The 26,596-nt window shown below is 63.7% G+C and carries 27 protein-coding genes, 2 tRNA genes and 1 other RNA gene; 17 read left to right on the top strand and 13 right to left on the bottom strand.

The window, feature by feature from the left end:
* The first annotated feature begins 1 nt into the window (after position 1).
* Entirely contained in the window at positions 2–835 is an 834-nt protein-coding gene (gene ppgK / locus HIM68_RS02810; RefSeq protein ID WP_139467169.1) for a polyphosphate--glucose phosphotransferase, read from the top strand.
* Between the two features lie 28 nt (positions 836–863).
* Here the strand turns inward: ppgK and rnpB are convergent.
* Positions 864–1,232: RNase P RNA component class A (gene rnpB, locus HIM68_RS02805), an RNA gene on the bottom strand.
* 141 nt (positions 1,233–1,373) lie between these two features.
* Here rnpB and HIM68_RS02800 point away from each other — a divergent pair.
* Positions 1,374–2,150, top strand: a complete 777-nt coding sequence (locus HIM68_RS02800; RefSeq protein ID WP_172169409.1) for a YaaA family protein — start codon at positions 1,374–1,376, stop codon at positions 2,148–2,150.
* 57 nt (positions 2,151–2,207) lie between these two features.
* Here HIM68_RS02800 and HIM68_RS02795 read toward each other — a convergent pair whose 3' ends face one another.
* Positions 2,208–2,936 carry a zinc ribbon domain-containing protein gene (locus tag HIM68_RS02795; RefSeq protein WP_172169406.1) on the bottom strand — a complete coding sequence of 243 codons (729 nt, stop codon included), beginning with the start codon at positions 2,934–2,936 and terminating at the stop codon, positions 2,208–2,210.
* A gap of 14 nt (positions 2,937–2,950) precedes the next feature.
* Positions 2,951–3,805: a Nif3-like dinuclear metal center hexameric protein gene (locus HIM68_RS02790; RefSeq protein ID WP_172169403.1), complete on the bottom strand. Its 855-nt coding sequence runs from the start codon at positions 3,803–3,805 to the stop codon at positions 2,951–2,953.
* A 129-nt stretch (positions 3,806–3,934) separates the two neighbouring features.
* On the opposite strand from HIM68_RS02790, the gene HIM68_RS02785 reads away from it, so the two are divergent.
* The gene (locus HIM68_RS02785; RefSeq protein ID WP_172169400.1) at positions 3,935–5,476 is read left to right on the top strand and encodes a fatty acyl-CoA synthetase; all 1,542 of its coding nucleotides are present in this window, start codon (positions 3,935–3,937) and stop codon (positions 5,474–5,476) included.
* A gap of 14 nt (positions 5,477–5,490) precedes the next feature.
* On the opposite strand, the gene bioB is transcribed toward HIM68_RS02785, so the two are convergent.
* Positions 5,491–6,645, bottom strand: coding sequence for a biotin synthase BioB (gene bioB / locus HIM68_RS02780; RefSeq protein ID WP_172169397.1), 1,155 nt, complete (start codon positions 6,643–6,645; stop codon positions 5,491–5,493).
* Positions 6,646–6,905: 260 nt separating this feature from the next.
* Here bioB and HIM68_RS02775 point away from each other — a divergent pair, with 260 nt between their 5' ends.
* Positions 6,906–8,372 (top strand): uracil-xanthine permease family protein, encoded by a 1,467-nt coding sequence (locus HIM68_RS02775; RefSeq protein WP_253903695.1) that lies wholly within the window; start codon positions 6,906–6,908, stop codon positions 8,370–8,372.
* Positions 8,373–8,671: 299 nt separating this feature from the next.
* Here the strand turns inward: HIM68_RS02775 and HIM68_RS02770 are convergent.
* Positions 8,672–8,748: transfer RNA gene (locus tag HIM68_RS02770), tRNA-Pro, on the bottom strand.
* A gap of 82 nt (positions 8,749–8,830) precedes the next feature.
* Between HIM68_RS02770 and HIM68_RS02765 the strand changes: the two genes are divergently transcribed.
* The 3 genes from HIM68_RS02765 to HIM68_RS02755 all read left to right on the top strand — a co-directional run bounded on the left by HIM68_RS02765 (position 8,831) and on the right by HIM68_RS02755 (position 10,257).
* Positions 8,831–9,316, top strand: coding sequence for a TetR family transcriptional regulator (locus HIM68_RS02765; protein ID WP_139467163.1), 486 nt, complete (start codon positions 8,831–8,833; stop codon positions 9,314–9,316).
* Positions 9,317–9,434: 118 nt separating this feature from the next.
* Positions 9,435–9,508 (top strand) — tRNA-Val (locus tag HIM68_RS02760).
* 158 nt (positions 9,509–9,666) lie between these two features.
* The gene (locus HIM68_RS02755) at positions 9,667–10,257 is read left to right on the top strand and encodes a DUF2249 domain-containing protein (RefSeq protein WP_172169394.1); all 591 of its coding nucleotides are present in this window, start codon (positions 9,667–9,669) and stop codon (positions 10,255–10,257) included.
* A gap of 79 nt (positions 10,258–10,336) precedes the next feature.
* Here HIM68_RS02755 and HIM68_RS02750 read toward each other — a convergent pair whose 3' ends face one another.
* Together HIM68_RS02750 and HIM68_RS02745 are read right to left on the bottom strand one after the other, a co-directional pair.
* Positions 10,337–10,765, bottom strand: a complete 429-nt coding sequence (locus tag HIM68_RS02750; RefSeq protein ID WP_139467160.1) for a DUF1801 domain-containing protein — start codon at positions 10,763–10,765, stop codon at positions 10,337–10,339.
* Between the two features lie 17 nt (positions 10,766–10,782).
* Complete coding sequence (locus HIM68_RS02745; RefSeq protein ID WP_101546684.1) at positions 10,783–11,259, bottom strand: Lrp/AsnC family transcriptional regulator; 477 nt, start codon at positions 11,257–11,259, stop codon at positions 10,783–10,785.
* Between the two features lie 109 nt (positions 11,260–11,368).
* Here HIM68_RS02745 and HIM68_RS02740 point away from each other — a divergent pair, with 109 nt between their 5' ends.
* Together HIM68_RS02740 and HIM68_RS02735 are read left to right on the top strand one after the other, a co-directional pair.
* A complete protein-coding gene (locus HIM68_RS02740) occupies positions 11,369–12,550 on the top strand; it encodes a PLP-dependent aspartate aminotransferase family protein (RefSeq protein ID WP_139907999.1) in 1,182 nt (393 codons plus the stop codon).
* 71 nt (positions 12,551–12,621) lie between these two features.
* Entirely contained in the window at positions 12,622–13,383 is a 762-nt protein-coding gene (locus tag HIM68_RS02735) for a MerR family transcriptional regulator (protein WP_139467157.1), read from the top strand.
* Between the two features lie 26 nt (positions 13,384–13,409).
* Here the strand turns inward: HIM68_RS02735 and HIM68_RS02730 are convergent, their stop codons facing one another.
* The 3 genes from HIM68_RS02730 to HIM68_RS02720 form a co-directional block, all read right to left on the bottom strand.
* Positions 13,410–13,814 carry an HIT family protein gene (locus HIM68_RS02730; RefSeq protein ID WP_139467155.1) on the bottom strand — a complete coding sequence of 135 codons (405 nt, stop codon included), beginning with the start codon at positions 13,812–13,814 and terminating at the stop codon, positions 13,410–13,412.
* A gap of 63 nt (positions 13,815–13,877) precedes the next feature.
* Entirely contained in the window at positions 13,878–14,345 is a 468-nt protein-coding gene (locus tag HIM68_RS02725) for a redoxin domain-containing protein (RefSeq protein ID WP_172169391.1), read from the bottom strand.
* Positions 14,342–14,785: a DUF3052 domain-containing protein gene (locus tag HIM68_RS02720; RefSeq protein ID WP_139467151.1), complete on the bottom strand. Its 444-nt coding sequence runs from the start codon at positions 14,783–14,785 to the stop codon at positions 14,342–14,344. Before HIM68_RS02720 ends, HIM68_RS02725 begins: the two co-directional genes overlap by 4 nt.
* Before the next feature lie 293 nt (positions 14,786–15,078).
* Here HIM68_RS02720 and aceE point away from each other — a divergent pair, with 293 nt between their 5' ends.
* The 6 genes from aceE to HIM68_RS02690 all read left to right on the top strand — a co-directional run bounded on the left by aceE (position 15,079) and on the right by HIM68_RS02690 (position 22,831).
* Entirely contained in the window at positions 15,079–17,841 is a 2,763-nt protein-coding gene (gene aceE / locus HIM68_RS02715; RefSeq protein ID WP_172169387.1) for a pyruvate dehydrogenase (acetyl-transferring), homodimeric type, read from the top strand.
* 126 nt (positions 17,842–17,967) lie between these two features.
* Positions 17,968–19,188, top strand: a complete 1,221-nt coding sequence (locus HIM68_RS02710) for a CdaR family transcriptional regulator (protein WP_139467149.1) — start codon at positions 17,968–17,970, stop codon at positions 19,186–19,188.
* 34 nt (positions 19,189–19,222) lie between these two features.
* Positions 19,223–20,128, top strand: coding sequence for an ACP S-malonyltransferase (locus HIM68_RS02705; RefSeq protein WP_172169384.1), 906 nt, complete (start codon positions 19,223–19,225; stop codon positions 20,126–20,128).
* A gap of 18 nt (positions 20,129–20,146) precedes the next feature.
* Positions 20,147–21,148: a beta-ketoacyl-ACP synthase III gene (locus HIM68_RS02700; protein WP_172169381.1), complete on the top strand. Its 1,002-nt coding sequence runs from the start codon at positions 20,147–20,149 to the stop codon at positions 21,146–21,148.
* Positions 21,149–21,267: 119 nt separating this feature from the next.
* The gene (locus HIM68_RS02695) at positions 21,268–21,519 is read left to right on the top strand and encodes an acyl carrier protein (RefSeq protein WP_025776743.1); all 252 of its coding nucleotides are present in this window, start codon (positions 21,268–21,270) and stop codon (positions 21,517–21,519) included.
* Positions 21,520–21,586: 67 nt separating this feature from the next.
* Positions 21,587–22,831 (top strand): beta-ketoacyl synthase, encoded by a 1,245-nt coding sequence (locus HIM68_RS02690; protein WP_139467143.1) that lies wholly within the window; start codon positions 21,587–21,589, stop codon positions 22,829–22,831.
* A gap of 274 nt (positions 22,832–23,105) precedes the next feature.
* Here HIM68_RS02690 and HIM68_RS02685 read toward each other — a convergent pair whose 3' ends face one another.
* Positions 23,106–23,597, bottom strand: a complete 492-nt coding sequence (locus tag HIM68_RS02685) for a DUF3145 domain-containing protein (protein WP_172170267.1) — start codon at positions 23,595–23,597, stop codon at positions 23,106–23,108.
* Between the two features lie 158 nt (positions 23,598–23,755).
* Here HIM68_RS02685 and HIM68_RS02680 point away from each other — a divergent pair, with 158 nt between their 5' ends.
* Positions 23,756–24,283 (top strand): hypothetical protein, encoded by a 528-nt coding sequence (locus HIM68_RS02680; protein ID WP_172169378.1) that lies wholly within the window; start codon positions 23,756–23,758, stop codon positions 24,281–24,283.
* Positions 24,284–24,542: 259 nt separating this feature from the next.
* Here the strand turns inward: HIM68_RS02680 and HIM68_RS19265 are convergent, their stop codons facing one another.
* A complete protein-coding gene (locus HIM68_RS19265; protein ID WP_139467139.1) occupies positions 24,543–24,731 on the bottom strand; it encodes a helix-turn-helix domain-containing protein in 189 nt (62 codons plus the stop codon).
* On the bottom strand, positions 24,728–25,177 hold the full coding sequence (locus HIM68_RS02670; protein ID WP_172169375.1) for a hypothetical protein: 450 nt from the start codon (positions 25,175–25,177) through the stop codon (positions 24,728–24,730). Before HIM68_RS02670 ends, HIM68_RS19265 begins: the two co-directional genes overlap by 4 nt.
* Positions 25,178–25,450: 273 nt before the next feature.
* On the opposite strand from HIM68_RS02670, the gene HIM68_RS02665 reads away from it, so the two are divergent.
* Entirely contained in the window at positions 25,451–26,566 is a 1,116-nt protein-coding gene (locus HIM68_RS02665) for an aromatic acid exporter family protein (RefSeq protein WP_172169372.1), read from the top strand.
* Positions 26,567–26,596 lie beyond the last annotated feature (30 nt).

Below are 26,596 nucleotides of genomic sequence, written 5' to 3'. Positions count from 1 at the left end.
TATGAGCGCGGAGACCTCCCCACGCTTTGCGATCGGCATCGACATCGGCGGCACCGGGATCAAAGCGGCACTCGTCGACACGGTGACGGGCAAGCTGCCGTTCAAGCGGCTGCGCGAGCTCACACCGAAGCCGAGCACCCCGGTTGCCGTGGCTGCGACGATCGCCACGCTGTTGGATGCACTGAGCGAACATGCCGTCGAACTCGAACTCGTCGCCGACCGTGCCGCGATCGACTCCCTGCCTGTCGGCTGCGGCTTCCCCGGAGTGATCCGCGAAGGACTCGTCGAGTACACGGCGAACCTCGACCAGAGTTGGATCGGTTCGCCCATCTCCGACATCATCGGCGAGAGCACGGGCCGCACCGTGTACTTCCTCAACGATGCCGATGCCGCCGGACTGGCCGAGATGACCTTCGGTGCCGGGCGCAAACACCGGAAGAAGACGGTGCTGCTGACGACGCTGGGCACGGGAATCGGAACCGCCCTGTTCACTCACGGCCGGATGGTTCCCTACACAGAACTCGGCCATATCGAGATGAACGGCGCCGATGCCGAGACGCAGGCCGCGGAATCGGTCAGGACCCGGCTGGGACTGACCTATCCGGAGTGGGCGGCTCGGCTGCAACAGTACTATTCGCAGATCGAACTGCTGGTCGCTCCGGATGTCATCATCGTCGGCGGCGGAGTCTCGAAGTCCCATGACCAGTTCCTGCCGCTCATCGAGACGCGGGCGAAACTCAAGCCGGCGAAGCTGTACAACAACGCCGGAATCGTGGGAGCAGCGATGATCGCAGTCAACGGCGGTAAGGCGAAGGTGCGTCGCAGTCCGTCCTGAAAGACGCGCCGCAGCTGAGGATGTGGGAGAGGACAGGCCACCGATAAGCCGGGTTCTGTCGACGAGTCGGTTGCCCTTCTCGCCTGACGGTCATCTATCTGGGACCGATGTTGCCACCGGCCTCAAGCAATCCACCCGACGACTCGGCGAGCAGCCTCGAACGTCGTCTGTCTGATCTTGCTCCGGATGGGGTTTACCCAGCAGCGACGGTCACCCGCCGCCCTGGTGGTCTCTTACACCACCGTTTCACCCTTACCCAGTCGGAACTGGGCGGTCTGCTTTCTGTTGCACTGGCCCGCGGGTCGCCCCGGGTGGGTGTTACCCACCATCCCTGCTCTGTGGAGCCCGGACGTTCCTCAGCCCTCGTGAAGAGAGCCGCGACCGTCTGGTGACCTGTCCTCAAGCAACCCAGTGTAGTCGCTCAGCAATGCCCCCACGCACACAGCACCCGCACGCGGCGGAGACCGGACATCGAACGTGATCAACCTCATCCGCACCCGGTCCCAGCCGCGTCACTGCGTGATCATACGATGGGGTGGTGAAGATCCTGCTGCCGCCCTCCGAGGGCAAGACTCCGTCGCCGACCGGTCCCACGCTCGATCTCGACGGTCTCTCGGCTCCGGAACTCACCACCAAGCGCAAGCGTGTGCTCGCTGCGCTGAAGAAGGTCTCGAAGCGTCGAGATGCCCTCGAGAAGCTCGGCGTCGGCGCGTCACTCGCCGCGGACGTCGAACGGAACACCGTCCTCGATGAGATCCCCTGCGCCCCCGCGCTGCTCACCTATTCCGGTGTGCTCTATGAGGCGATGGGCGCCAGTGAGCTGGTGGCGCAGTCGACCGATAACGAGAAGCTGCGGGACCGCCTCCACGACGTCCACGTATTCTCCGCCCTGTTCGGCCGGGTGCACGGACTCGACGAGATCCCCGCTTACCGACTGGCGATGAAGACCGATCTGGGGACCCTGGGAAAGCTGACATCCTATTGGAAGCCGGTTCTGGCGAAGTCCTGCTCCCTCGACCCCGCCGAGGTGGCCCTCGACTGCCGCTCGAGCGATTACCGGTCCGTGTGGCCGGGTCCCACCGATCAGGTCGTCACCATGGGTGCCGTGTCCGTGAGCGGCGGGAAACGTCGCGTCGTCTCCCACTGGGCGAAATTCTACCGAGGTGAGTTCGCCGGTCGGCTGCTGTCCGATGATCGGGCCCTGCCGGAGACCGCTGAAGACCTTGTGTCCCGGGCCGAGGAGTTCTATGAGGTCGAGTTCACAGGCTCGACGAACTCGAAGCCGGCCAACCTCATGATCGTCCTCCGCGACTGAGACGCGCGTCGACAACGACCCAGTCCTGCAGATTCGACGAGGTCAGTCGAGACGGAATCAACTGCGACGCAGCAGCACCGCCTCGCATTCTTCGCATTCATAGGTTTCGTTGACATCGGCGCCGAGCATTCCGTGCCAGACTGCTCCGCCGATCTCCTGTCCGCACGCCTGACAGTTCGGTCCGTTGAGCAGGGCGGCCCCGGGACCGCCCTGGCGGACATTGGCATCGAACGTCGTGAGCAGCTGCTCCGGCAGCTCGCTCCTCGCGCCCAACGCCGCGGACTCGTTCTCGGCGATGAGCTCCCGCAGTTCGGCCTTCCTGTCCTTCACCGCGGTCTGCACCTCTTTACCGGAGGCCGTGACCTCGGCGATTCGGTCATCGACTGCCGCGAGTTCGTCTTCAGCGGCTTCGAGCTTCTCCATCTCCTCCAGCTGCGATTCTTCGAGTTCGGCGACCCGAGCTTCGTGACCGGCGATCTCCTCTTGCAGATTCACCATGTCTCTGCTGGTCAGACCGGTGCCGTCGTTGAGCTCGGCGGTCTTCTTCTCGATCTTCGATCGCTGTGCTTCGATGAGTCCGGTGGCTTCGGCGATGGCGTCCTGATGGCCGTCGACGACAGCGGCGGCTTCGGTCCGCTTCTCTCCGAGCTCCTTGTGGCGGGAGATGAGCTCCTGCAGCTCCTCCGCCCGTTTCGGGTTGTCATGCTCGAACTGCAGGGCGCGCCCGTGGGCAGTGAGTTCGATGAGGGTCTGCAGCGCGGTTCTCTGGCTGTCGGTGATGAGCATCGTCGGTCTCCTTGTCAGTACCGTTCGACCCAGGGGTCGGTGTTGACTGCCGAATGCTGCAGCGAGACAGTGAACCCGCGCCGCGCGAATTCGGTCTCGAGAGCCTCGGCCGCCGCACTCAGCCAGACTGTCTCGGACGCCCAGTGGGAGACGTCGATGAGCGAGAGTCCGCTCTCTCGACGATTCGCCGCATCAAGCGCCTCGGTGGCCGGGTGATGGCGGAGGTCAGCCGTCACGTAGACGTCGGCGCCGCTGGCCCTGACCTCGTCGAACAGCGAGTCGCCGGCGCCGCCGCAGACCGCGACACGGGTCGCTGTCGCAGCGGGGTCGCCGGCGATGCGCACACCGGTCGTGGTGCGCGGCAGCTGCGCAGCCAGTAGCCTGGCAAGGTCCCGGACCGGTGTGGGCCGGTCGAGGTCGCCGACGCGGCCGATTCCGGTCGGCAGCGAGCCGCGTCCCGAATCATCAGCCTCGGCATGCGGGGACAGTGGCTGCGCGCCCTCGATGCCCAGGAGTGAGATGAGCACATCGGAGACTCCGCCGCGGGCCGAATCAGCGTTCGTGTGCGCATTGAACAGCGCAATATCGCTGCTGATGAGAGTGTGGACGGCTCCGCCCTTCAAAGTTGCGGCGTTCACCGACTTCACGGGTTTGAGCATGAGCGGATGATGGTTGAACACCAGGTCTGCGCCGAGAACGACGGCCTCGGCGATCACGGCGTCCATCGGATCGAGAGCCAAGAGGATCGACTGGACCTCGGCGTCGGGGTCGCCGACGGCCAGGCCCACGGAATCCCAGGGCTCGGCCAAGGCCGGTGGCCACAGTGAGTCGAACACCTCTACGCAGTCACTCACCTTCGGATGTCTCATGTCCCCCACACTATTACATCGGGACCGGGGCACATCGTCGGCGCCGTGGGATCGAGGACCATGCAGCAGACGAAGTAGAGATCGACGGACGATTTTCGGCGAAAGTGATTTCGCTCATATATTTGGATCATGACATCTACACACATCTCCCCCGAATCACCCGTCATCAGAAACTCGTCCACGGTCTCGGACCTCATCCGACGCAGCGCCGGCCGCTTCCCCACCGACACGGCCCTCGAATTCGGCGACCGAACCTGGACCTATGCAGAACTTGACTCTGCCGTGACCGCTGTGGCCCGCGAACTCGTCCGCCTCGGTGTGACGAAGGGCGACCGTGTCGCCGCCTATGGGAAGAACTCCGACCTCTTCGTCCTCCTCTATCTCGGCTGCGCCCGTGCCGGGTTCATCCACGTGCCTGTCAACTATCAGCTGAAGAACGACGAACTCGACTACATCCTCAGCAATTCCGGCGCCGAGATCGTCTTCTCCGACTCCGACCTCATGTCCGCAGTCACCTCAACCCCGACCGGAGGCGAGGCGCAGGTGATCGACTTCGCCGATCTCGTTCCGGTCGCCACCGCGGAGGAGATCGCCCCAGCCGACAGCACAGAGTTCTCCGTCGACGACACGGACGTGGCACAGCTGCTCTACACCTCCGGCACCACCTCGGCGCCGAAAGGTGCGGTGATGACCCATCGCGCCCTTCTGCACGAGTACCTGTCGTCCCTCATGTCCCTCGACTTCGCTGCGACAGATCGCGCCGTCCACGCCCTGCCCCTCTATCACTCTGCGCAGATGCACGTCTTCCTGCTGCCGCTTCTGTCGATCGGCGCGCACAACATCATCGTCCCAGCACCTGTGCCCGAGCAGCTGCTCGCCGTCTTCGAGGAACGGGAGATCAATTCGTTCTTCGCCGCCCCCACCGTCTGGGTGGCGCTGGCCAACAGCCCGGACCTGGAAACCCGCAACCTCGACAGCCTCCACAAGGCCTACTACGGTGCTTCGATCATGCCCGGACCGATCCTCGAGCGCCTGCGCCAGCGGCTTCCGCAGCTGGGCTTCTACAACTGCTTCGGCCAGTCGGAGCTCGGCCCGTTGTGCACTGTGCTGCGCCCCGAAGAGCATGACGCTCATCCGGGTTCGGCCGGACGCCCGGTCATGTTCGTCGAGACCCGCGTCGTCGACGCCGACGGTGACGACGTCGGCCCCGGCGAGGAGGGCGAGATCCTCTACCGGTCGCCGCACCTGTGCGAAGGCTATTGGAACCGGCCGGAAGCCACCGCCGAGGCGTTCGACAACGGCTGGTTCCATTCCGGGGACCTCGTCAAGGTCGACGAGGACGGTTTCGTCGAGGTCGTCGACCGGGTCAAGGACGTCATCAACACGGGTGGCGTGCTGGTCGCCAGCCGCCAGGTCGAGGACGCCGTCTTCGAACTGCCCCAGGTCGCCGAGGTGGCTGTGGTCGGGATCGCCGATGAGAAGTGGATCGAGGCGGTGGCCGCCTTCGTCGTCCTCAAGGACGGCCAGCCGCCGTTGTCGGCCGAAGAAGTCATCGGTCACGTCAAGTCCCGCTTGGCCGGGTTCAAGGTGCCGAAGCGGGTGGAGTTCGTTGCCGAACTGCCGAAGAACTCGGCCGGGAAGATCCTCAAGCGCAGCCTGCGCCAAGCCTGACGGCATGCGGCCGCTCAGGCGTTGGCGACTTCAGCGGTGCCTGCACCGCGCCTGCGGATGACGGGATCGGTGTGGGCGACCGCCTCGGCGGGGGTCTGCCGGTCGGAACAGCAGCCGGCTTCCGCACCGCAGCACCCAACGGATTCTTCCGTCCGGGCCTCCTCGTCCTCCTGGCCGAGGATAGTGAATCCGTTGTCTCGGATCATGGCGAGGTCGTCGGCTGCGGCTTGGCCCTCGGCGGTGAGGTAGTCGCCGAGGAAGATCGAGTTGGCCAGCTGCAGCGCCATCGGCTGGAGGGATTTGAGGTGGATCTCGCGACCGCCGGCCAGCCGGATCTCCCGGTCGGGGCAGACGAAGCGGGCTGTCGCGACGATCTTCATGCACTGCATGGGTGTGAGGTTCCACTGTCCTTCGAGCGGTGTTCCGTCGAACGGGACGAGGAAGTTGATCGGGATCGACTCGGAGCCGAGGGCCTTGAGCGCGAACAGCGCTTCGACGATCTGTTCGTCGCTTTCGCCGAGCCCGACGATGAGGCCGCTGCAGGGTGAGAGTCCCGCCGCTTTGGCGTGTTCGACGGTATTCGTCCGGTCCTCGTAGGTGTGGGTCTTGACGATATTGTCGTGGAAGGATTCCGCGGTGTTGATGTTGTGGTTGTAGGCATCGGCGCCGGCTTCCTTGAGCGCCTCAGCCTGACCTTCGTTGAGGAGGCCCAGACACGCACACACCTCGACTTCGGGATTCTCGTCTTTGAGGCGTTCGACGATCTCACCGACGCGGCCCACGTCGCGACGGCTCGGCCCACGACCGCTGGCGACGAGGCAGACGCGGGATGCCCCTCCGCCGATGCCCATGCTCGCCTGTTCCATGGCCTCGTCGGTGCTCAGCCACGAGTATTTGAGGATCTCGGCCTTCGACCCCAGTGACTGTGAGCAGTAGGTGCAGCTTTCCGGGCACATTCCCGATTTGAGGTTGACGAGATAGTTCAACTTGATCGTCATGCCGAAGTGCTCTCGGCGGAGTCGCGATCCGGCATGGACGAGACCGAACAGCTCCTCATCCGGCGTAGCCAGGAGCGTGAGCGCGTCGGCTTCGGTGGCCGCTCCCCCGTTGAGGATGGACTCGGCGAGTTGGCCGGGGTTCACGTTCTGGTCAGGGTTCACAGTCGTCATCGATTGGTCCTTTGTCTCCGTGCGATTGAACAAGGTCAGAATCGGTCGAGTTCAGATCTCCTGAACACTGTTCAATAGGCTATCAGAATGCTGATCCCGCCTTCCGGAGCAGGGTCCTCAGACACACCGGCCATACCGCTTCGTCAGCCGTCGAGTCGGCGTGCCGGTGAGCTGGAGCATAGAATTCTTTCGCCGGCCCGGAGCACTGCCCGACCGCCGGCCAACGACCCAGTACAGGGAAGAACGGAACGAGGAACACAATGGCGGAGTCGGCACCCACGGACACCCACAAAGGAACAGGCAATCGCCGCGGCTGGCGTCTGCACGGAAACGGGCGGACGATCGCTCCCGGTGAGAGGGTTCTGCCGGAAGAGCGTCTGAGCTGGCCGCGGACCATCAGCATCGGCGCACAGCACGTCGTGGCGATGTTCGGCGCGACGTTCCTCGTGCCCCTTCTCACCGGGTTCCCACCGTCGACGACGCTGTTCTTCACCGCCATCGGCACGTTGCTGTTCCTGCTCATCACGAAGGGGATGATGCCCTCCTACCTCGGTTCGTCGTTCGGACTGCTCGCCCCGATCGGAGCGGTCACGGGGTTCTCGGCCACGGCCGGAGAGGACCTCGAACCTCATGCCATGGCTTTGGCTCAAGGTGGAATCATCTCGGTGGGAGTCACCTTGGCGCTCGTCGGGCTCGTGGTCCATTTCGTCGGCGTCCGATGGATCGAGGTGACAATGCCCCCAGTGGTGACCGGGGCCATTGTGGCCCTCATCGGCCTCAACCTGGCCCCGGCCGCCTGGGATTGGGTCAAGGCCGCTCCCCTGACCGCCGTGATCACGATCGTCGCGATCCTGCTGACCACGGTGCTCTTCCGCGGGATGCTCGGCCGACTCTCGATCCTCATCGGCGTCCTGGTCGGCTATGGTGCGGCATGGCTGCAGGGTGAGCTCGACTTCTCCACCGTCTCGAAAGCCGACTGGGTGGGATTGCCCGCGTTCCATGCACCGGCGTTCGATCTCGGCTACCTCGGCCTGTTCCTACCCGTCGTCCTCGTCCTCATCGCCGAGAACATCGGCCATGTGAAATCGGTCGCCGCAATGACCGGCCGCGACCTCGATCACCTGACGGGCCGGACGCTCTTCGCCGACGGGTTCTCCACCATCCTCGCCGGATCCGGCGGCGGTTCCGGAACGACGACCTATGCCGAGAACATCGGCGTCATGGCAGCCACGCGCATCTTCTCCACTGCCGCCTACCTGTGCGCGGCGTTCATCGCCCTCGTCCTCAGCATGCTGCCGAAGTTCGGCGAGATCATCGCGACGATCCCTCCCGGAGTCCTCGGCGGAGCGGCGACCGTGCTCTACGGAATGATCGGCATGCTCGGCGTGCGCATCTGGGTGGAGAACAAGGTCGACTTCTCCAACCCGATCAATCTCAACACTGCCGCGGTCGCGCTCATCGTCGCCATCGCGAACTTCACCTGGACCCCGGGCGGACTGCAGTTCGAAGGCATCGCCCTGGGCACCGCCTCGGCGATCATCATCTATCAGGTGATGAAGGCCATCGCCCGGTGGCGGGGCACCGACTCTGACCTCGTGACAGAGAACTTCGCCGAGGCGGCCCACCGAACCGATGCGCCGCAGGCTCCACGACGGGGCCGGGCGACCCACCCGTTCGCTTCCGACGCGACGGACGGCTCCTCCCAAGAGCCGGGCTCACCCGCCTGAGCACGAGTTGAGGCGATGGGGCGCACTGCTGTTTCGAGCAGTGCGCCCCATCGCCTTTGTGCATTTAGCATCGAGTTCTGGACCAGTCATCGGGGTCAAACTCGATCATCTGGTCAGAACTCGATTGGTCCTGCGCCACGGCGAGAACGCACCGCACCACTTTCGGTGCGGCCGTGCGCTGCTTCTCGTTCTAGGCGTCTGCTCGCGTCTTGATGGTTTGGACGCAGAGTGGTCTCACAACGGTCCGGGAATGCAGAAGTGCCGCAGTCTCGCCTGAGCGATGCTGCGGCACTTTCCCTTGGTCGGGATAGCGGGATTCGAACCCACGACCTCCTCGTCCCGAACGAGGCGCGCTACCAAGCTGCGCTATATCCCGTGACCAGGAACTACTATAGCGAGGGGAACGCGATCTGAAAAATCGGGAAGGACCTCTGCTCGAGAATGAAAGGTATGTCTCATTGGCACTGACAGCCGAAAGCATCACCACCACTGCATTGAGCATTCTTTCGCAGTACGGTCTGGGCGATCTGTCCATGCGCCGGCTCGCCCGCGAACTCGACGTTCAGCCGTCTGCACTGTACTGGCACGTCAAGGACAAGCAGTCACTGCTCATCCTCATCTCACGTTCGCTCAAAGCCGAAGTCGATGCCCTCTGTCCCGCCACTGCCGACCCGCTCGCCGCGGCGATGTCTCTGCGCGAGGTGCTGCTGAAATACCGTGATGGAGCAGAGATCGTGCTGCTGGGGTATTCGATCGCTCCGACAGACGTTGCGCCTCGGGCCCTGAGTGCTGATCGCCTGGGCGCCGAACTCTCGCACGGAATCCTCACCCTCACACTCGGTGCCGTGGCCGTTGAGCAGAATCGCAGGATCTTCGACGTCGACACCGCAGAGGCAGCTGAGAATTTCGCCGCCAATGCGGCACGCCTGCTCCGATCCTCCTGATGGCAGTCCGGACCGACGCACTGAGCGGTCCCGCGACCGCCTGCGTTCCCGTTTCGCCGGTCACCCTCGGATGTGGCATACTGATCAAGCGCTGTCGGAGACATCGACGACGCAGGTGGGGCCTATAGCTCAGTTGGCTAGAGCATCTCGTTTACACCGAGAGGGTCGGGGGTTCGAGTCCCTCTGGGCCCACCGTCAAGGCATCCCGTATCACGGGGTGCCTTTTCCGTTCTCCTGTAGGACCGACCCGAGCGGTCTTTGCCCGGCGCCGCTGGCCGGCCCAGGCCGGCAGTCATCACTCCGGTGATAGTTTCGAGGAGGAACTATCGAAGCGATTGAGAGGGGCAGCCGTGGCAGACGAACCCGTCATCGACGTCCGGACCTTACCGAAGTCGGAACGGCATCCGCTCGTCATCAGAGCGTATGAAGATCTTGACGTCGGCTCCAGCCTGATCCTCATCAATGACCACTCGCCTGAAGGGCTGCGCGTCGAAATGGACCGCGAGTTCGCCGAGGCGGTCGGGTGGGAGCCGCTGGAGAGCACGCAGGACGGGGTTCGGGTGCGCATCATCCGTCGTGCCGCCACCCCTGTACCCTGCGTCGTTCTCGATGTTGCCGAGCTGACCGCGACCGTCGAGGATTCCGGGTCCGTCTGGCAGCTGCCGACGCACCACCGTGACCTCGATGCGAATGTCATCGCGCTCGCCCCCGGCGGCGAGATCCGCGAACACACCGGCCCATCTCTCGACGTGCTCATCCACGTCCTCGCCGGTGCCGGCACCCTTGAGACCGCAACCGGAACGATCGAACTGTCCCCCGGTCAGATCGTGTGGCTGCCCCGCCGCTCCCGCCGGCGATTCCTAGCCGACGCCGAGGCGGGACTGCAGTACTTCTCAGTCCATCAGCGCAAATCGGGGCTGAGCATCACGGCTCGCAGATGAACACCGCGACGTTCTCGGCCACCGAGGTCATTCTGCGATCTCTCGGACAGGACCTGTCATCGACCGTCAGCGTGTGCAATCAGCTGCCCGGCTCGGGATCGTCGGGACGGGCAGCGGCGATCGCGATGAGTCGGCGCAGCACCGCCTCGTCGATGTTCTCCAGACGGCGCACATAGACGCACCCGGCCCCCTCGGTGTACTTTCCGAGCTGCGGGAGCAGCCTCGCTCCTTCGGGAAGGTCCTTGAGTCCGTACAGAGAGAGCTGGCTCCTGCGCGGGGAGAATCCCGTGGCCGGCCACTCACCGTGGTTGCGCGGGTTCACGGGCGACCGATAGTGGTACCGGCCGTAGCCGACGATCGAGGGTCCCCACATCACGGGTTCCTCACCGGTGACGTCTCGGAAGATCGCGTCAAGAGCGATTCCATCCTCGCGACGCTTCTCGGGAGTCACCGAATCGAGGTAAGCGGCGACATCGGCATCGGTCGGCTGGGTCTTGTTCTCTGCCATGAAGCCAGTATGGCAGTTCAGGCCTCCGAAGGGATCCAGGCAGAACCGTCTTCGACCCGATAGATGAGGTTCGTGCGCGTATGTGCGACAGCGGGATATCGGGTGAGGTAGTCGAGGACGAAGGACTGTACCGCAGCGGTGTCAGTGGCGACGATATGCAGCAGGTAGTCATCGGCTCCGGCCATGTGGTACATCCGCACCACCCCAGGGAACTTCGGCGCAGCCGCCGTGAACGCGTCGATCTCGGCCCGATCGTGTTTGGCCAGCCGAATCGATACGAGAGCCTGCAGACCGACCCCGAGCGCAGTCGGATCGACGTCGATATGGAAGCCGCGGATGACGCCGAGCGACTTCAGTCTCTTGAGACGCAGGGAGACCGTCGATTCGGAGATCCCGACGGCCGCAGCCAAGACCGCACCCGAGGCCCGGGCATCGGCGTTGAGCTCCTGCAGAAGGCGAAGATCGGTGTCATCGAGTGAGACGTTCTGCGACATGAGTCACAGTCTCCCATATCTGATCGCAGACTATCCCGGAAACGGCCGAATACTTGGAGGAGATTGCACGTTCATTGCACAGACTGGGAGAAGTGTATTGAATGCGCTTATGACTTCTATGCACCCTGAGACCCGTATGGTTCACGGCGGAATGGACGGTCTCGCGGCCGCAGGCGTCCATGTCCCCGCCATCGACCTCTCCACCACCAACCCGGTCAACGACGTCCGTACGGGAGGAGATTCCTATGAGAGCCTCGCCAGCGGACATCCTCTGAAGGAAGGGGACTCCCCCGTCTACCAACGTCTGTGGCAGCCCGGTGTGGCGCGATTCGAATCCGCGCTCGCCGAATTGGAGAACGCCGAATCTGCCGTCGCCTTCGCCACGGGAATGGCTGCCATGACCGCCGCACTGCTGGCCGCAGTCGAGGCCGGGACGCCCCATATCGTCGCCGTCCGTCCCCTCTACGGCGGCAGTGACCACCTGCTCGAGTCAGGCCTTCTCGGCACGTCGGTCACCTGGGCGGAGGAGGACCAGATCGCCGAGGCGATTCGCGAGGACACCGGGCTCGTCATCGTCGAGACACCGGCGAACCCCAGCCTCGACCTCGTCGACATCGGCTCGGTCGTCGCCGCAGCGGGAGTTGTGCCGGTGCTGGTCGACAACACCTTCTGCACCCCCGTGCTCCAACGGCCGATCGATCACGGGGCCGCCCTCGTCCTCCACAGCGCCACGAAATACCTCGGCGGTCACGGCGACGCGATGGGCGGAATCATCGCGACGAACACCGAATGGACCATGCGCCTGCGCCGGGTCCGCGCCATCACAGGGGCCCTCCTGCACCCGATGGGCGCCTATCTCCTCCATCGCGGGCTGCGGACGCTGGCCGTGCGGATGCGCGCAGCTCAGGACACCGCAGGTGAGCTCGCTCGTCGTCTCCAGACACGCCCCGAGGTCGCCCGGGTCCACTATCCCGGTCTCGCCGGGTCCGATCCGCGAGGTTTGGTCGGTTCGCAGATGCGCGGCGGAGGGGCGATGATCGCCATCGAACTCGCCGGTGGATTCGAAGCGGCCCGCACCTTCGTCGAACACTGCGACCTCATCGTGCACGCGGTCTCGCTCGGCGGCGCCGATACCCTCGTCCAGCATCCGGCCTCACTCACACACCGGCCCGTAGCCGCGACGGCGAAGCCCGGCGACGGCCTCGTCCGCCTGTCGGTCGGGCTCGAACATGTCGACGACCTTGCACGCGACCTATTCACGGCGCTGGACGCGATTCGCGAAGCGGCCTGACACCGTCCACTCGTCGAAGGTCTCAAACGGCTCTTGACCTTGACGCCGCGTCAACTTCTAAGCTGTCAGGCATGGACTGGTCCATTCAGGAAATCGCACGGCTGACGGGAACGACGAGCCGAACCCTGCGTCATTATGACGCCATCGGTCTGCTGCCGCCGACCTCCATCGCCGCCAACGGCTATCGCTGCTACGACGAAGCAGCCCTGGTGCGCCTCCAGCGCATCCTGCTGCTCAAGGAGCTGGGACTGCCATTGACGACGATATCGGAGGTACTCGATCGGAGAGACGATCCGGTCGAGGCGCTGTCGCAGCATCTGGTCTCACTCGGACGCGAGAGAGACCGGCTCGACCGACAGCTCACCGCCGTCACCGTCACCATCACACGACTGAAAGCAGGTGAGCCGCTCATGGCTGAAGAGATGTTCGATGGTTTCGACCATCGCGAATACGAAGAGGAAGTGACCAGGCGCTGGGGAGCCGACGCCTACCGACGAGGAGACGAATGGTGGTCCAGCCAGTCGCCTGAGGAGAAGAAGGAGTGGAAAGCCCTCGTTTCCGCTCTCTCCGCGGACTGGATCGCCGCCGCCGAGGCGGGGGCGCGTCCCGAATCGGACCGCTGCCAGGACCTCGCCCGACGTCATATTGAATGGCTGCGAGCAGTTCCGGGCACGCCCGCAGATGATCCCGACGGAGACCTCGGAGGATACGTGCGCGGTCTCGGGCAGATGTATGTCGACGACCCGCGATTCGGCGCGAACTACGGCGGAACCGCGGGAGCCGAGCTCGTCAGAGACTCACTCGACCACTACCTCGAGGTCAAAGGCCTCTGAGTCGATCTGAGCCGAGCAGCATCGGATCAGGACAGTGCGGAGAGCGCCTGCCGAATCTTCTCGGCGGGCGCCTCCAGCTGCTCCGGTGTCTGCATCGGAGCACGGTCGGAGATGTCGAAGTCATCCATGGAGTTCGTCGGCAGGACGTGGATGTGCAGGTGGGGCACTTCGTAGCCGACGATGAGGAGGCCGATCCGCTCGCAGTCGAAGGCCGCCTTCTGGGCTTCTCCGATCCTCTTCGCCACTGCGGTGAGGTGGGCGAGAAGCTCTGCGTCGGCGTCGATCCAGTGAGAGATCTCGTCGCGCGGGACGACCATCACATGGCCCTCGGTCATCGGAGCGACATCGAGGAATGCGACGCACTTGTCATCCTGATGGACGAAGGTGCCGGGGATCTCTCCGTTGATGATCTTCGTGAACAGCGTGGCCATGATGGGTCCTCCTCAATAGGCGCCGAAGGTGCCGTCGATCGGTTCTTCGGCGAGGCTCGATTCTCAGAGGCTGGAAAGCGCCGCGGCGAAATCCTCGGAGAAGTCCCGAGTCTCGGTGCGGGCGACATGCCTGCCACTCACGATCGTACCCGCAGGTGAGATGACGAAGACTCCTCGTTCGGCGACACCGTGGACCTCGTCGAAGACGCCGAACGCGCGAGCCGCCTCACCGTGGGGCCAGAAGTCCGATGCGAGAGTGACGTCGACCCTCGTCTGCTGTGCCCACGCCGCCAAGGTGTACTTGGAGTCGGTTGAGACGACCACGACGTCGACGGCATGAGAGCCCTTTCGCATCCGTTCCTGCCACTGTTCGAGAGCGGCGAGTTCGTCTCCGCAGATCGGAGAGAAGGCGAACGGAACGAATGCGAGCACACGAGCGGTAAGTGGGGCCGCCTCGGTGAGGGTGATGACCGATCCGAGGTGATCGGGAAGGGTGAGATCCGGGGCCCGATCACCGGGCCGCAGGATCATGAATAGTTCTTCTTGCCCACGAGCCGGAATCCGGCCCAATCGTCGGCGGCGCTGACCGTGGAGGTCACGTGCATTCCGGCGGTGGGAGCCGCTTCGGAGATGTCGGCGGGGCTGATGTGTCCCGGACGGTTCGCCTTCGGGCTGAGCAGCCAGACGACTCCGCCCTCCTTCAGTGTGGTCTGGGCGTCGACGAGACCGTCGACGAGGTCGTCGTCGTCCGACCGCCACCACATGAGGATCACGTCGTAGACGTCATCCTCTTCGCCATCGGCGATCTTGTCTCCGATGATGTTCTCGATCGCCTCGCAGAGTGCCTGATCGACGTCGTCGTCATAGCCGACCTCTTGCACATAGTCGCCCTTTTTCAAGCCGAGGTTGTGTCCCAGCTCGTTTGCGAGGGTCGAAGTGGAGGATGTCCTTTCAGAAGCGGAGTTGCTCATGCCTGTATTCTTCCGCCAACAGTGGCCAAGGTGCAAATATCGGCGCGCCCGCGCGCGGCAAGCGCACTCAAACGGCACTCAATCAGCACACCGGACTGTGAGCCTGTCAGCACAGTGCGCAGATGCGTCAGAGAGATCACAACTTCGCGGGAGCGCGAAGTTCGGCTGGGAGTACTAGGCTGACAGGTAGATCGGGTGGCCTCTGGGCTCAGACAACCTGCGGAGCACACACCATCCGATGGTCATGATCTCTACACCAAAGAAGATCGTGGAGCTGAAGAGAGGACCACATCGTGGACAATCGGAATCAGGGCGGGCCCATCCTCAACGGGCTGCCCAGCCAGGTGCCCGACATCGACCCGGAGGAGACCGCTGAATGGCTGGCCTCCCTCGATGGCCTCATCGACGAGGGCGGTCGGACTCGAGCACGCTATGTCATGCTGCGCATGCTCGAGCGCTCTCGCCAGAAGCAGATCGGCGTACCCAGCCTCACTGCCACCGACTACGTCAACACCATCGGTCCGGAGAACGAACCCTGGTTCCCCGGCGATGAAGAGGTCGAACGCCGCTACCGTCGCTGGAACCGCTGGAATGCCGCCATGCTGGTCCACCGGGCCCAGCGTCCCGGCGTCGAGGTCGGCGGGCACATCTCCACCTACGCCTCCTCGGCGACCCTCTACGAGGTCGGTCTCAACCACTTCTTCCGCGGCAAGGACCATCCAGGCGGCGGCGACCATATCTTCTATCAGGGCCACGCCTCCCCCGGCATGTATGCGCGCGCCTACCTCGAGGGCCGGATGAGCGCAGAACAGCTCGACGGCTTCCGTCAGCAGCAGTCGCACTTCATCGACGGCAAGCCGCAGGGACTGCCGTCCTACCCCCACCCGCACCAGCTGCCCGACTTCTGGGAGCATCCTACGGTGTCGATGGGTCTGGGACCGATGAACGCGATCGCGCAGGCACAGTTCGACAAGTATCTGCACAATCGTGGGATCAAGGACACCTCCCAGCAGCAGACCTGGGCCTTCCTCGGTGACGGCGAGCTCGACGAGCCGGAGAGCCGCGGCATGCTCCACGTCGCTGCCTTCGAAGAGCTCGACAACCTCAACTTCGTCATCAACTGCAACCTGCAGCGTCTCGACGGGCCCGTCCGCGGCAACGGCAAGATCATGCAGGAGCTCGAGTCGTACTTCCGCGGTGCCGGCTGGAACGTCATCAAGGTCGTCTGGGGACGCGAATGGGACGCGCTGCTGGCCAAGGACCGCGACGGCGCGCTCGTCAACCTCATGAATGCCACCCCCGACGGCGATTACCAGACCTACAAGGGTGAGTCCGGCGGCTTCGTGCGCGACAACTTCTTCGGCCGCGACCCGCGGACGAAGGCGATGGTCGAGGACTACAGCGACGAGCAGATCTGGAACCTCAAGCGCGGCGGCCACGACTACCGAAAGGTCTTCGCCGCCTACAAGGCCGCGATGGAGCACACCGGACAGCCCACCGTCATCCTCGTCAAGACGGTCAAGGGCTACTCGCTCGGACCGCACTTCGAGGCCCGCAACGCCACGCACCAGATGAAGAAGCTCACGGTCGACGATCTCAAGCTCGCCCGCGACCACTTCCAGATCCCGATCTCGGACAAGGAACTCGAAGACAACCCGAAGCTGCCTCCGTACTACCACCCGGGCGTCGACGCACCCGAGATCAAGTACATGCAGGAGCGCCGCGCGGAGCTCGGCGGCTACTCCCCCGAGCGTCGTTCGACCCATATCGATCTCAAGTTGCCCTCGGACAAGGCCTACCAGGCCGGTCGTCGTGGATCAGGCAAACAGGAGATCGCCACCACGATGGGCTTCGTACGCGTGCTCAAGGACCTCATGCGGGAGAAGGAGTTCGGCCACCGGATCGTGCCGATCATCCCCGATGAGGCTCGCACCTTCGGCATGGACTCGTTCTTCCCCACAGCGAAGATCTACAATCCGCACGGGCAGAACTACATCTCCGTCGACCGCGACCTGTTCCTCGCCTACAAGGAGGCCACGGACGGTCAGCTGCTCCACGTCGGCATCAACGAGGCCGGGGCGACCGCGGCGCTGACTGCGGTCGGCACCTCGTATGCCACCCACGGTGAGCCGATGATCCCGTTCTACATCTTCTACTCGATGTTCGGCTTCCAACGCACCGGTGACTTCTTCTGGGCCGCCGGTGACCAGATGGCTCGCGGCTTCGTCCTCGGCGCCACCGCGGGACGCACCACTCTGGTGGCCGAGGGCCTCCAGCACGGCGACGGACATTCGCACGTGCTGGCGTCGACCTACCCGTCCGTGGTCTCCTATGACCCGGCCTACAGCTATGAGATCGCGCATATCGTCAAGGACGGCATCCACCGGATGTACGATCCCGCCGATGAGCGAGACCCTGACGTGCTCTACTACATCACGATGTACAACGAGCCCATGGTCCAGCCGCCCGAACCGGAGGATCTCGACGTCGAAGGCGTGCTCAAGGGTCTCTACCTCCTGAAGAAGGGACCAGACAACGGCGGGCCGAAGGTTCAGCTGATGGCCTCAGGTGTCGGTGTGCCCTGGGTGCTCGAGGCTCAGGAGCTGCTTGATCAGGACTGGGGCGTCTCGGCCGATGTGTGGTCGGTGACGTCGTGGACCGAGCTGCGCCGTGACGGACTCGACGCCGAGAACGAGCGTCTGAAGAACCCCGAATCCGAACCGCGGACTCCGTATGTCACCGAGAAGATGGCCGAGACTGAGGGCCCGGTCATTGCGACCTCGGATTATATGCGCGCAGTGCCGGATCAGATCCGTCAGTACGTGCCCAGCCACTTCACCTCGCTGGGAACCGACGGATACGGAATCTCGGACACCCGCCCGGCGGCACGTCGCTACTACCTCGTCGATGGTCCGTCCGTGGTCACACAGGCGCTCATCTCGCTGGCCGATACCGGGAAGATCTCGATCGACAAGGCCGCCGAGGCGGCTGAGAAGTACCAGCTCAACGATGTCCGTGCCGGCAACTCGGGTTCCACCGAAGGGGCAGGCGCTTGACTTCTTCCGCACGCTGAAAGCGAATATGGCCGGAGTCTCCAAGACTCCGGCCATATTTGTCGCCTCTTTCGACACTTTGTATGTCGCTGACAAGCGGATTGTTCTCATTCATCTAAACTCGTGCTCATGATGTCTGATGCCGAGACCCTGCGCCGTCGTGCCGAAACCGCCCGCAGACTGCGTGCCGGAGTCGGCGTCCTATCATCGGTGACTCTGCAGCGGCTGGAGGCTCAGCTGCCCTGGTACCGCTCGATGTCGTCGTCCGATCGCTCTTGGGTGGGGCTGCTCGCCCAATCGGGCATCTCCTCGTTCGTCGATTGGTACCGCAAGCCCGATACGAATCTGCGTGTGGTCTCCGACATCTTCAAGACTGCGCCACGCGACCTCATCCGGGCCATCAGCCTGCAGCAGACCCTGCAGCTGCTCAAGATCGTCGTCGAAGTCGTCGAGGAACGCGTTCCGGACATCGCTCGCCCCGTCGAGCAGCCGGCGCTCCGCGAAGCGGTGCTCATCTACTCCCGGGAGATCGCGTTCGCCGCGGCCGATGTCTACGCCCGGGCCGCAGAAGCCCGAGGCAGCTGGGACGCACGACTCGAGGCGATGGTCGTCGACGCCCTCGTCCGCGGAGACTCCGTCGACGAACTCGCCAGCCGCACCGCTGCCTTCGGCTGGCAGTCAGAAGGTCCCGTGTGCGTCATCGTCGGCCGCGCACCGCAGCGCTCGGCGAAGAAGGGATTGGACGGCATCCGCCGCAAGGCCAGTCGCTGGGCCGATGATGCTCTTGTGGGCATCCACGACAACCGTCTGCTCATCGTCCTCGGCGGGGTGACGGAACTCGACGATGCCGTCGAGGACCTCTCGGACTGCTTCGGGCCCTCCGAAGTCATCGTCGGACCGGCAGTGCCGGGACTTGCCGAAGCGGCCACCTCGGCGAAGGCGGCGATCCGCGCACTCAAGGCGGCGACCGCCCGCCCCGATTCCCCGCGCCCGGTCAAAGCCGATGATCTTCTGCCCGAACGCGCCCTGTCCGGGGACCGGATCGCCTTGACCGAACTCATCGAACGCTATTACGAACCGTTGACCTCGGGAACGGGTCAGCTGCTGAAGACCGTGAGCGCCTATGTCGAATTCGGGTCCTCGCTCGAAGCCACGGCCAAGGCACTGTCCGTGCACCCGAATACCGTGCGCTACCGACTGCGGAAGATCACCGACGCCATCGGGCTCGATCCGACGACTTCGCGTGATGCCTTCGTCATCCACATCGCCTTGGTGTATGGGCGACTGTCCGAGGACGGCGTATTGTCGAACAACGACAAATCTCGCCGAGATCGGTCCAGTGTCCATTAGATTGATCAACGGAACCCAACGAAAAGAGAACTGAGTGCTTGCAATCACCTGTCCGGGCCAGGGAGCCCAGAAGACCGGTTTCCTGAGTTCGTTCCTCGAACTCGACACCTTCTCGGCACAGATCGACGAACTCTCGACCGCATCGGGAATCGATCTGCGTCTGCACGGAACCGAATCCGATGACGAGACGATCAAGGACACCGCGGTGGCACAGCCTCTGCTCGTCGCCTCCGCCGTCGCCTGCGCCGCTGAGCTCGGCGTCAGCCCTGCCGTCGTCGCCGGCCACTCCGTGGGAGAGATCGCAGCCGCACAGATCGCAGGCATCTTCACCCCGGCGGACGCCCTGGCCTTCGTCAAGGTCCGTGCCGATGGAATGGCGGCCGCTGCCGCCGTCACCCCGACCGGCATGTCCGCCGTGGTCGGCGGCCAGCCCGAGGATGTACTCGCCGCGATCGAGGCCGCCGGGGCCAGCCCCGCCAATGTCAACGGTGGGGGCCAGACCGTAGCTGCCGGCTCTCTCGAGGCGCTCGAGACCCTGGCCGAGAACCCGCCGGAACGTGCTCGGGTCATCCCGCTGGCCGTGGCCGGCGCCTTCCACACCGAGTTCATGGCTCCCGCCACCGCTGATCTCGATGCCGCCGCCTCGGCGATGGAGGTCTCCGATCCCTCCGTGTCGATCCTCAGCAACTCCGACGGCACTGCGGTCGAAGCCGGCCGAGAGTATGTCGACCGTCTGGTCAAGCAGGTCACGAACCCGGTCCGCTGGGATCTGTGCCAGGAGGCGCTGCTGAACTCCGGTGTGACCGGAATGATCGAACTCGTCCCCGGTGGCACGCTGACCGGAATCGCTCGCCGCGCCATGAAGGGCGTGGAGACATTCGCCATCAAATCGGCCGCCGACCTCGACGGCGCGCGTGAGTTCGCGGCAGCCCACGCCTGAGAATCGAAAGAAGACGCCATGCCTACACTCAAGACTGCCGAACTCGGCACTTTCTCCCGCATTGCCGGAATCGGTGCCTACCGTGCGGAGAACCTCGTCACCAATGACGATATCGCCGGACCCATCAACTCCTCCGACGAATGGATCCGGCAGCGCACGGGCATCGTCACCCGCCGTCGTGCCAGCAAGGACGTCGGCGTCCTCGACATGTCCGAGGAAGCCGCGCTCGAGGCGATCGCCTCGGCGGGGCTGAAGCCGGAGGACATCGGCGGCATCATCATCTCGACCGTCACCTTCGAGTACTTCACGCCCTCAGCGGCTGCGGCCCTGACCGCACGGCTGGGGACCGGGCCGATCCCGGCATGGGACATCAGCGCGGCGTGTGCCGGCTACTGCTACGGCATCTCGCAGGCCGATGCGCTGGTGCGTGCCGGCACGCTCGACAATGTCCTCGTCATCGGAGCCGAGAAGCTCTCCGAGGTCATCGACCCCGAGGACCGTTCGATCTCGTTCATCCTCGGTGATGGCGCCGGCGCGGTCGTCGTGTCCTCCTCCGACGAACCCGGCATCTCGAAGACGGTGTGGGGCTCGAAGGGCGAGAACTGGTCGACCATCCGGATGACGGATTCCCTCTACGACATCCGCGACGACCGCGAACTGCCCTTCCCGACCCTGCGTCAGGACGGGCCGACCGTCTTCCGCTGGGCCGTGTGGGACGGCGCCGAGGTGGCCAAAGAGGCGCTCGCTGCTTCCGGCATCGAGGCCGAGGATCTCGCTGCCTTCATCCCGCACCAGGCGAACATGCGCATCATCGACGAACTCGCCAAGCAGCTGAAGCTCCCCGAGTCCGTTGTCATCGCACGTGACATCGCCGACAACGGGAACACCTCGGCGGCGTCGATCCCACTGGCCACCGAACGTCTCCTGCGCGAACAGCCCGAACTCAGCGGCGGTCTCGCCCTGCAGATGGGCTTCGGTGCGGGCCTCGTCTACGGTGCTCAGGTCGTGCGCCTGCCCTGAGACACACCCATTCACGGAAAACTCTCCGTGAATGTCCTAAGATATTCGGCGGGACACTCGTCGAAAAGTTCCTCAAACGGTCGAAAAACCCTCGACCGAAATCAGAAAGTAGGAAAGAAATGGCATTCACCGAAGCTGAAGTCCTCGCTGGGCTGGCAGAGATCGTCAACGAAGAGACCGGCCTGGCTGTCGAAGCAGTCGAAGCCGACAAGTCGTTCACCGATGACCTCGACATCGACTCCATCTCGATGATGACCATCGTCGTCAACGCTGAGAAGAAGTTCGGCGTGAAGATCCCCGATGACGACGTCAAGGACCTCGTCACCGTTCAGGACGCTGTCGACTACATCAACAAGGCTCAGGAAGCCTGACACACAGCAGCCGAACACGGCCCGTCCACAGACGGGCCGTGTCCACACTATCGACGAGGTTTGTACCATGACATCTAAAGTTGTCGTCACCGGAATCGGTGCGGTAACCCCCTTGGGCGCGACTGTCGATGCCACTTGGGAAGCCATTCTGGCCGGTCAGTCCGGCGTCCACACAATGGACAACGATTGGTCAGAGAAGTACGGCCTCGCCGTGGACTTCGCAGCGCAGGTCGACCCACAGGTCGTGCCCGACAATCTCAAACGGGTCCAGGCCAAACGCCTCGATCCTTCGAGCCAGTTCGCTCTCATCTCTGCTCGTGAAGCCATGGCCGATGCCGGTCTTGAGGAGACCGATCCGGAACGCACCGCCGTCTCCTGGGCCACCGGGATCGGCGGAGTCTGGACTCTGCTCGACGCCTGGGACACCCTGCAGGAGGAAGGCCCGCGCCGGGTCATGCCACTGACAGTTCCCATGCTCATGCCCAATGGACCTGCGGCCGCTATCGGCATGGAATTCAAGGCACGTGCCGGTGTGCAGACCCTGGTCTCCGCCTGCGCCTCATCGACCGAGAGCCTCGGCCACGCCTATGACGTTCTCGCTTCGGGCAAGGCCGACATCATCATCGCCGGCGGTTCGGAAGCAGCGATCCACCCGATCACTCTTGCCGCGTTCAATTCGATGCAGGCGCTGTCGCGTCGCACCGATTCGCCCGAGACCGCTTCGCGTCCCTATGACGTCGACCGCGACGGCTTCGTCATGGGCGAAGGTGCGGGCACGCTCATCCTCGAGACCGAGGAGCATGCGAAGGCTCGTGGAGCGAAGATCTACGCCGAGGTGGCCAGCTGGGGCATCTCGAACGACGCCTACCACATCACCGGCGGAGAGCCGGAGGGCAAGCACGCGCTGGCCGCCATGCAGCAGGCACTCGACGCAGGAGGGCTGACCGCCGGCGAAATCAAGCACGTCAACGCGCATGCCACGTCGACTCCTGTCGGAGACATCCCGGAATCGCTGGCCATCAGCGAACTCCTCGGTGACAACGTCTCCGATGCACTGGTCTCGGCCACGAAGTCGATGACCGGACACCTCCTCGGAGGTACGGGTGCCGTGGAGGCGATCCTCACGGTCAAGGCGCTGCAGACTCGCACCGCTCCCCCGACCATCAACATCGACGAAGTCGACCCGAAGGTCAAGGGGATCAACATCGTCCGTGACACTCCTGCTGATCTGCCTGCCGGCGATATCGCAGCGATCACGAACTCGTTCGGCTTCGGCGGTCACAACGCCGTCGTCGCGTTCCGCTCAGTCTGAGGTTCTGAGCGAACTCAGACAGCTCCACGGCCCACTCTGAGTCGGAAAGCACGGTTTTGAAACTGTGCTTTCCGACTCAGAGTGGGCCGTTTCCATGAGGGCGCACGACGCGATCTGTGCTTGGGAAGGTGGCTTGCGCAGAGCCTCCTGCATAAGCGCTCAGGCACGAGAGCGTGCGAAATGGGCACACCCGAGGTAGGAGGGTGTGCCCATCGGCATTTGTGAACGCCCGAACTCTCGCAGCTGAGTGCAGTTCGGCGGTGAAGGGAGCGGTTCAGCCGACCTTCGTCAGCCAGCGCACCGGTGCGCCTTCACCTGCATGGCGGAACGCGTCGAGTTCCTCATCCCAGGCTTCTCCGAGGGCGGTCGCCATCTCCGAGGAGAACTTCGCCGGGTCCCCGGCAGCGCGTTCCATCACGGAGCGGATGCGGTCTTCAGGGACGAGGATGTTGCCGGCTGTGTCGGTGACAGCGTGGTAGATGCCCAGATCAGGTGTGTGGCTCCATCGACTGCCGTCGACTCCGGCCGAGGGCTCCTCGGTGACTTCGTAGCGAAGTGAGTCCCAGCCGCGCAGGGCGGATGCGATGCGAGCTCCGGAGCCTGCGGGCGCGCGCCAGCAGACTTCTGCGCGCACGAGACCTGGTGCTGCCGGCTGGGGTGTCCAGTCGAAGCGTGCCTGTGCGCCGATGGCCCCGCCCGCTGCCCACTCGATGTGAGGGCACAGCGCACGAGGTGCTGAGTGGACGAAGAGTACGCCCTGAGTCATATCCATTTCTGCCTCCTACCTCGGATACGTCTTCCCCTACGATCCGAAAGGAGGTGCTGACCACATGATAGTCGATGTTCGGCGTGCAGCCAAGCATCAAAGATGCTGGTGGCGTCGGGTGTCTGGGCCGAGCGAATGACCGGCGTGAGGCTGGCGCCATGGCCGAGGAGCAGATGACCGACGAACGACCGCCGCGGACCATCCGCATGTTCCCCGACTATGCGGGTACGGTGCTGTGGATCAGCATGCCCATCGACTACGAGGACACGGGGCTGTCCGGCGCACTTGTCGCGCAGCTGGAGGCATGGGAACAGTCCTACTATGACTCGCTGGATTCCGACTTCAATTGGGTGCCGGAGACTGCTGCGCGCATTTTCGCCGAGCAAGGCGTGCATCTCGCGCGACTCGTGTCTGCCGAAGTCGGCCCGCAGTTCGTCGTCGAGATCTCTTCATCCGATGACGACACCGAGGCAATGCGAATACGGGCCGAGCATTCCGCCGAGAACTCGAAGGCGGAAGCAGCTTTCACACGGCTGTTCGACGAGGCGGAGGCAGACGACCGCAGAATTGCCGAACTCGTCAGGAACGAACCGGACGGAGAGTGGACTGCCTACGCTCCGTTGTCCGGGACCGTCTTCAAACCGAATTCGAATGAGAAAGGCGGGCCGCCAACAGAAGCTGAGTGACGGGGACTGAGGGTTCGCGTCCGAATCAGCGGAGCGCTTCGTGGTGCCCCCGGTCGGACTTGAACCGACGGCCAAGGAATTCTAAGAGGTACTGATCTTGCGTGTCAGTCGTTGATCGCACTGGTCTGTCCTTGACCAGTGATTTCGAGGCCTTCAGCACCTTAGACCGATTTTCGGCAGATGGCCCAACAGACTAGAAATTTCGCTCAAACCGTGTCGTAAACGTGTCGCAGACCAGCGTCTCCTAGTTGGCGCACGTTCATTGCGCTCCAGCCCTCCGTTGTCGCTCAACATACTGCCGGAGATCCCGTGGGTCGTAGCGCCACATACCGCCAATCGCCATCGCCGGCAAGTCTCCACGCTTACGCAACGTGTTGACATGTTTCGGAGTGCACTGGAGGGTCTCCGCGACCTCTTTCGAAGTGAGTAGCTGCTCTAGATCGATCATCTCGTTTCCTTGCTCCCCCCGGTTTCATGTCGGTCGAGCCAGGCGTCCACGGCGGACTGGCGTGTTCCGCGTGCTCGGGGGCGCCAGGAGGTGCCGACCTCGATCCATGCGGGGGCTCGGTCACCTCTGTCGCCTCGGTCGAGTGCGCGGTCGGCTCGTAGCTGATAGACACTGCAGCCGATCTGTTCGGCGACTTCCTGGTCGGATAGCAATGCAACTTTCCGTCCTTCTAGCTCGTGATCTCGCCCAGCGGCTGCCTTGTCTCCCTGCTCCATCATGAACTCGTCCCGCCATGCCTGGATGCGCTCCTCGAGCTCGTCGAGCCCCGGCCTACCGGGCGTGTAGGCGCGTTCAGCTGCTTCCCGTGCTGTGCCCTCTTGAATGCGGGAGAATGCCTCCGCGAGTGGCTTTGCTGCCCGCTTGATTGCTTCTTCGTAGGTGGTCATGTTTGCCTCCTTCGGCGCTCGTGAATAGAGTCTAAGGACGCCTCTGGGTCTCGGCTAGGTGTGCGTTCGGACAGTCGTGCTCGTGAACAGGGTCTACCGTCACCCCTTGATTGCCGAGACCATCGTTGCCTGAGACGCTAGGACGCTCAGCCGACCGAATTCAGTCCTGAGTCGTCAAGAGCAAAACGACTTCGACCAGGGCAAATGCTAGTCTCAAACCGAGCTTTGCTTACGGTGTAATCATGACAGAGACGGACCTGCAACGGAGCGACCTTGCCAACTCCAACGAAGAAGATCACTGAACTACTCCAACGCCCAGAAGTCACGACCGATCTCCTCCAGATCGTCAAATCTGTCGTCGCGGCAACGGCAGCATGGTGGCTGTCAATCGCAATACTCGACTCGGCGATGCCTTTCCTCGCGCCATGGACTGCACTGCTCACCGTTCACGCGACGGTCTACCGATCACTTTCGCGAGGCGCCCAGTCAACAGTGGCCTCTGCAATCGGCGTGGGCTTGTCCTTCCTGATTGGCAACTACCTCGGAGTCAGCCTGTGGACGTTCGCCCTGGCGCTCTTTGTTGGTCTTCTCGGAGCCAGGGTGACATGGATCCGAGACGAGGGGATCGCCATCGCCACCACCGCGATTTTCATCCTCGGAAGCGGATTCGACAGTCAGCAGCCCCTCCTTCTAGAACGAATCATTGAGATCGCGCTGGGCGTCGCTGTCGGGCTCGCCGTCAACTTGATCATCATTCCCCCGATCCGGGACCGGCAGGCCTCTCGCTACGTCGACAGTATCAATCGGCGCATGGGCGACGTCCTGACCAGCATGTCCGACGAGTTCAGCGACTCCTGGGACACAGACCGCGCCGATGAGTGGTTCCGCGAGACCGAGTCCATGAGCGACGAGCTCAACAGAGCATGGCAGTCCGTTCGCTTCGCGAGGGAGAGCAGGCGAGCAAACCCGAGAGGCGATTTGAGGAAGTCGCTTAATCCTCGGGTTCGCAACCAAGCACAGTCTCAGGCGGAGGAAACGAGCTACGAGAATATCCTGCAGCGGGTCGATGAAGGGATCTCGCATCTGAGGAATCTGACGCGCACGCTCCGCGACGCGACGTACGCCGAGGGCGAGTGGGATGACAGCTTTCGCCGCGAGTGGGGAAACATTGTCAAAGATGCCGGGCGCTCGATCAGCGACCCTGATGCTGAAGTTGAGCCCGTGTATGAACGCCTCGACTCACTGGCGAGAGCCCTTTCCGATGACCAGCATCTCCCGACTGCTTCGTGGCCCCTCTACGGGGCGTTGATCACGAGCATGCGTCATATTGCTGTTGTCGTCGATGACGTTGCCTCTGCCAGAGAAGCTCGAGAGCCGAACAAGGGTTGAAGATGTGCCTGTTGCGAAGATCGTCGGAAG

Origin of the sequence: Brevibacterium sp. CT2-23B (assembly GCF_013168765.1) — a bacterium.
GTDB lineage: Bacteria > Actinomycetota > Actinomycetes > Actinomycetales > Brevibacteriaceae > Brevibacterium > Brevibacterium sediminis.
Note: the sequence above shows the minus strand (reverse complement) of the source record. Positions and strands in the feature narration are given on the sequence as shown.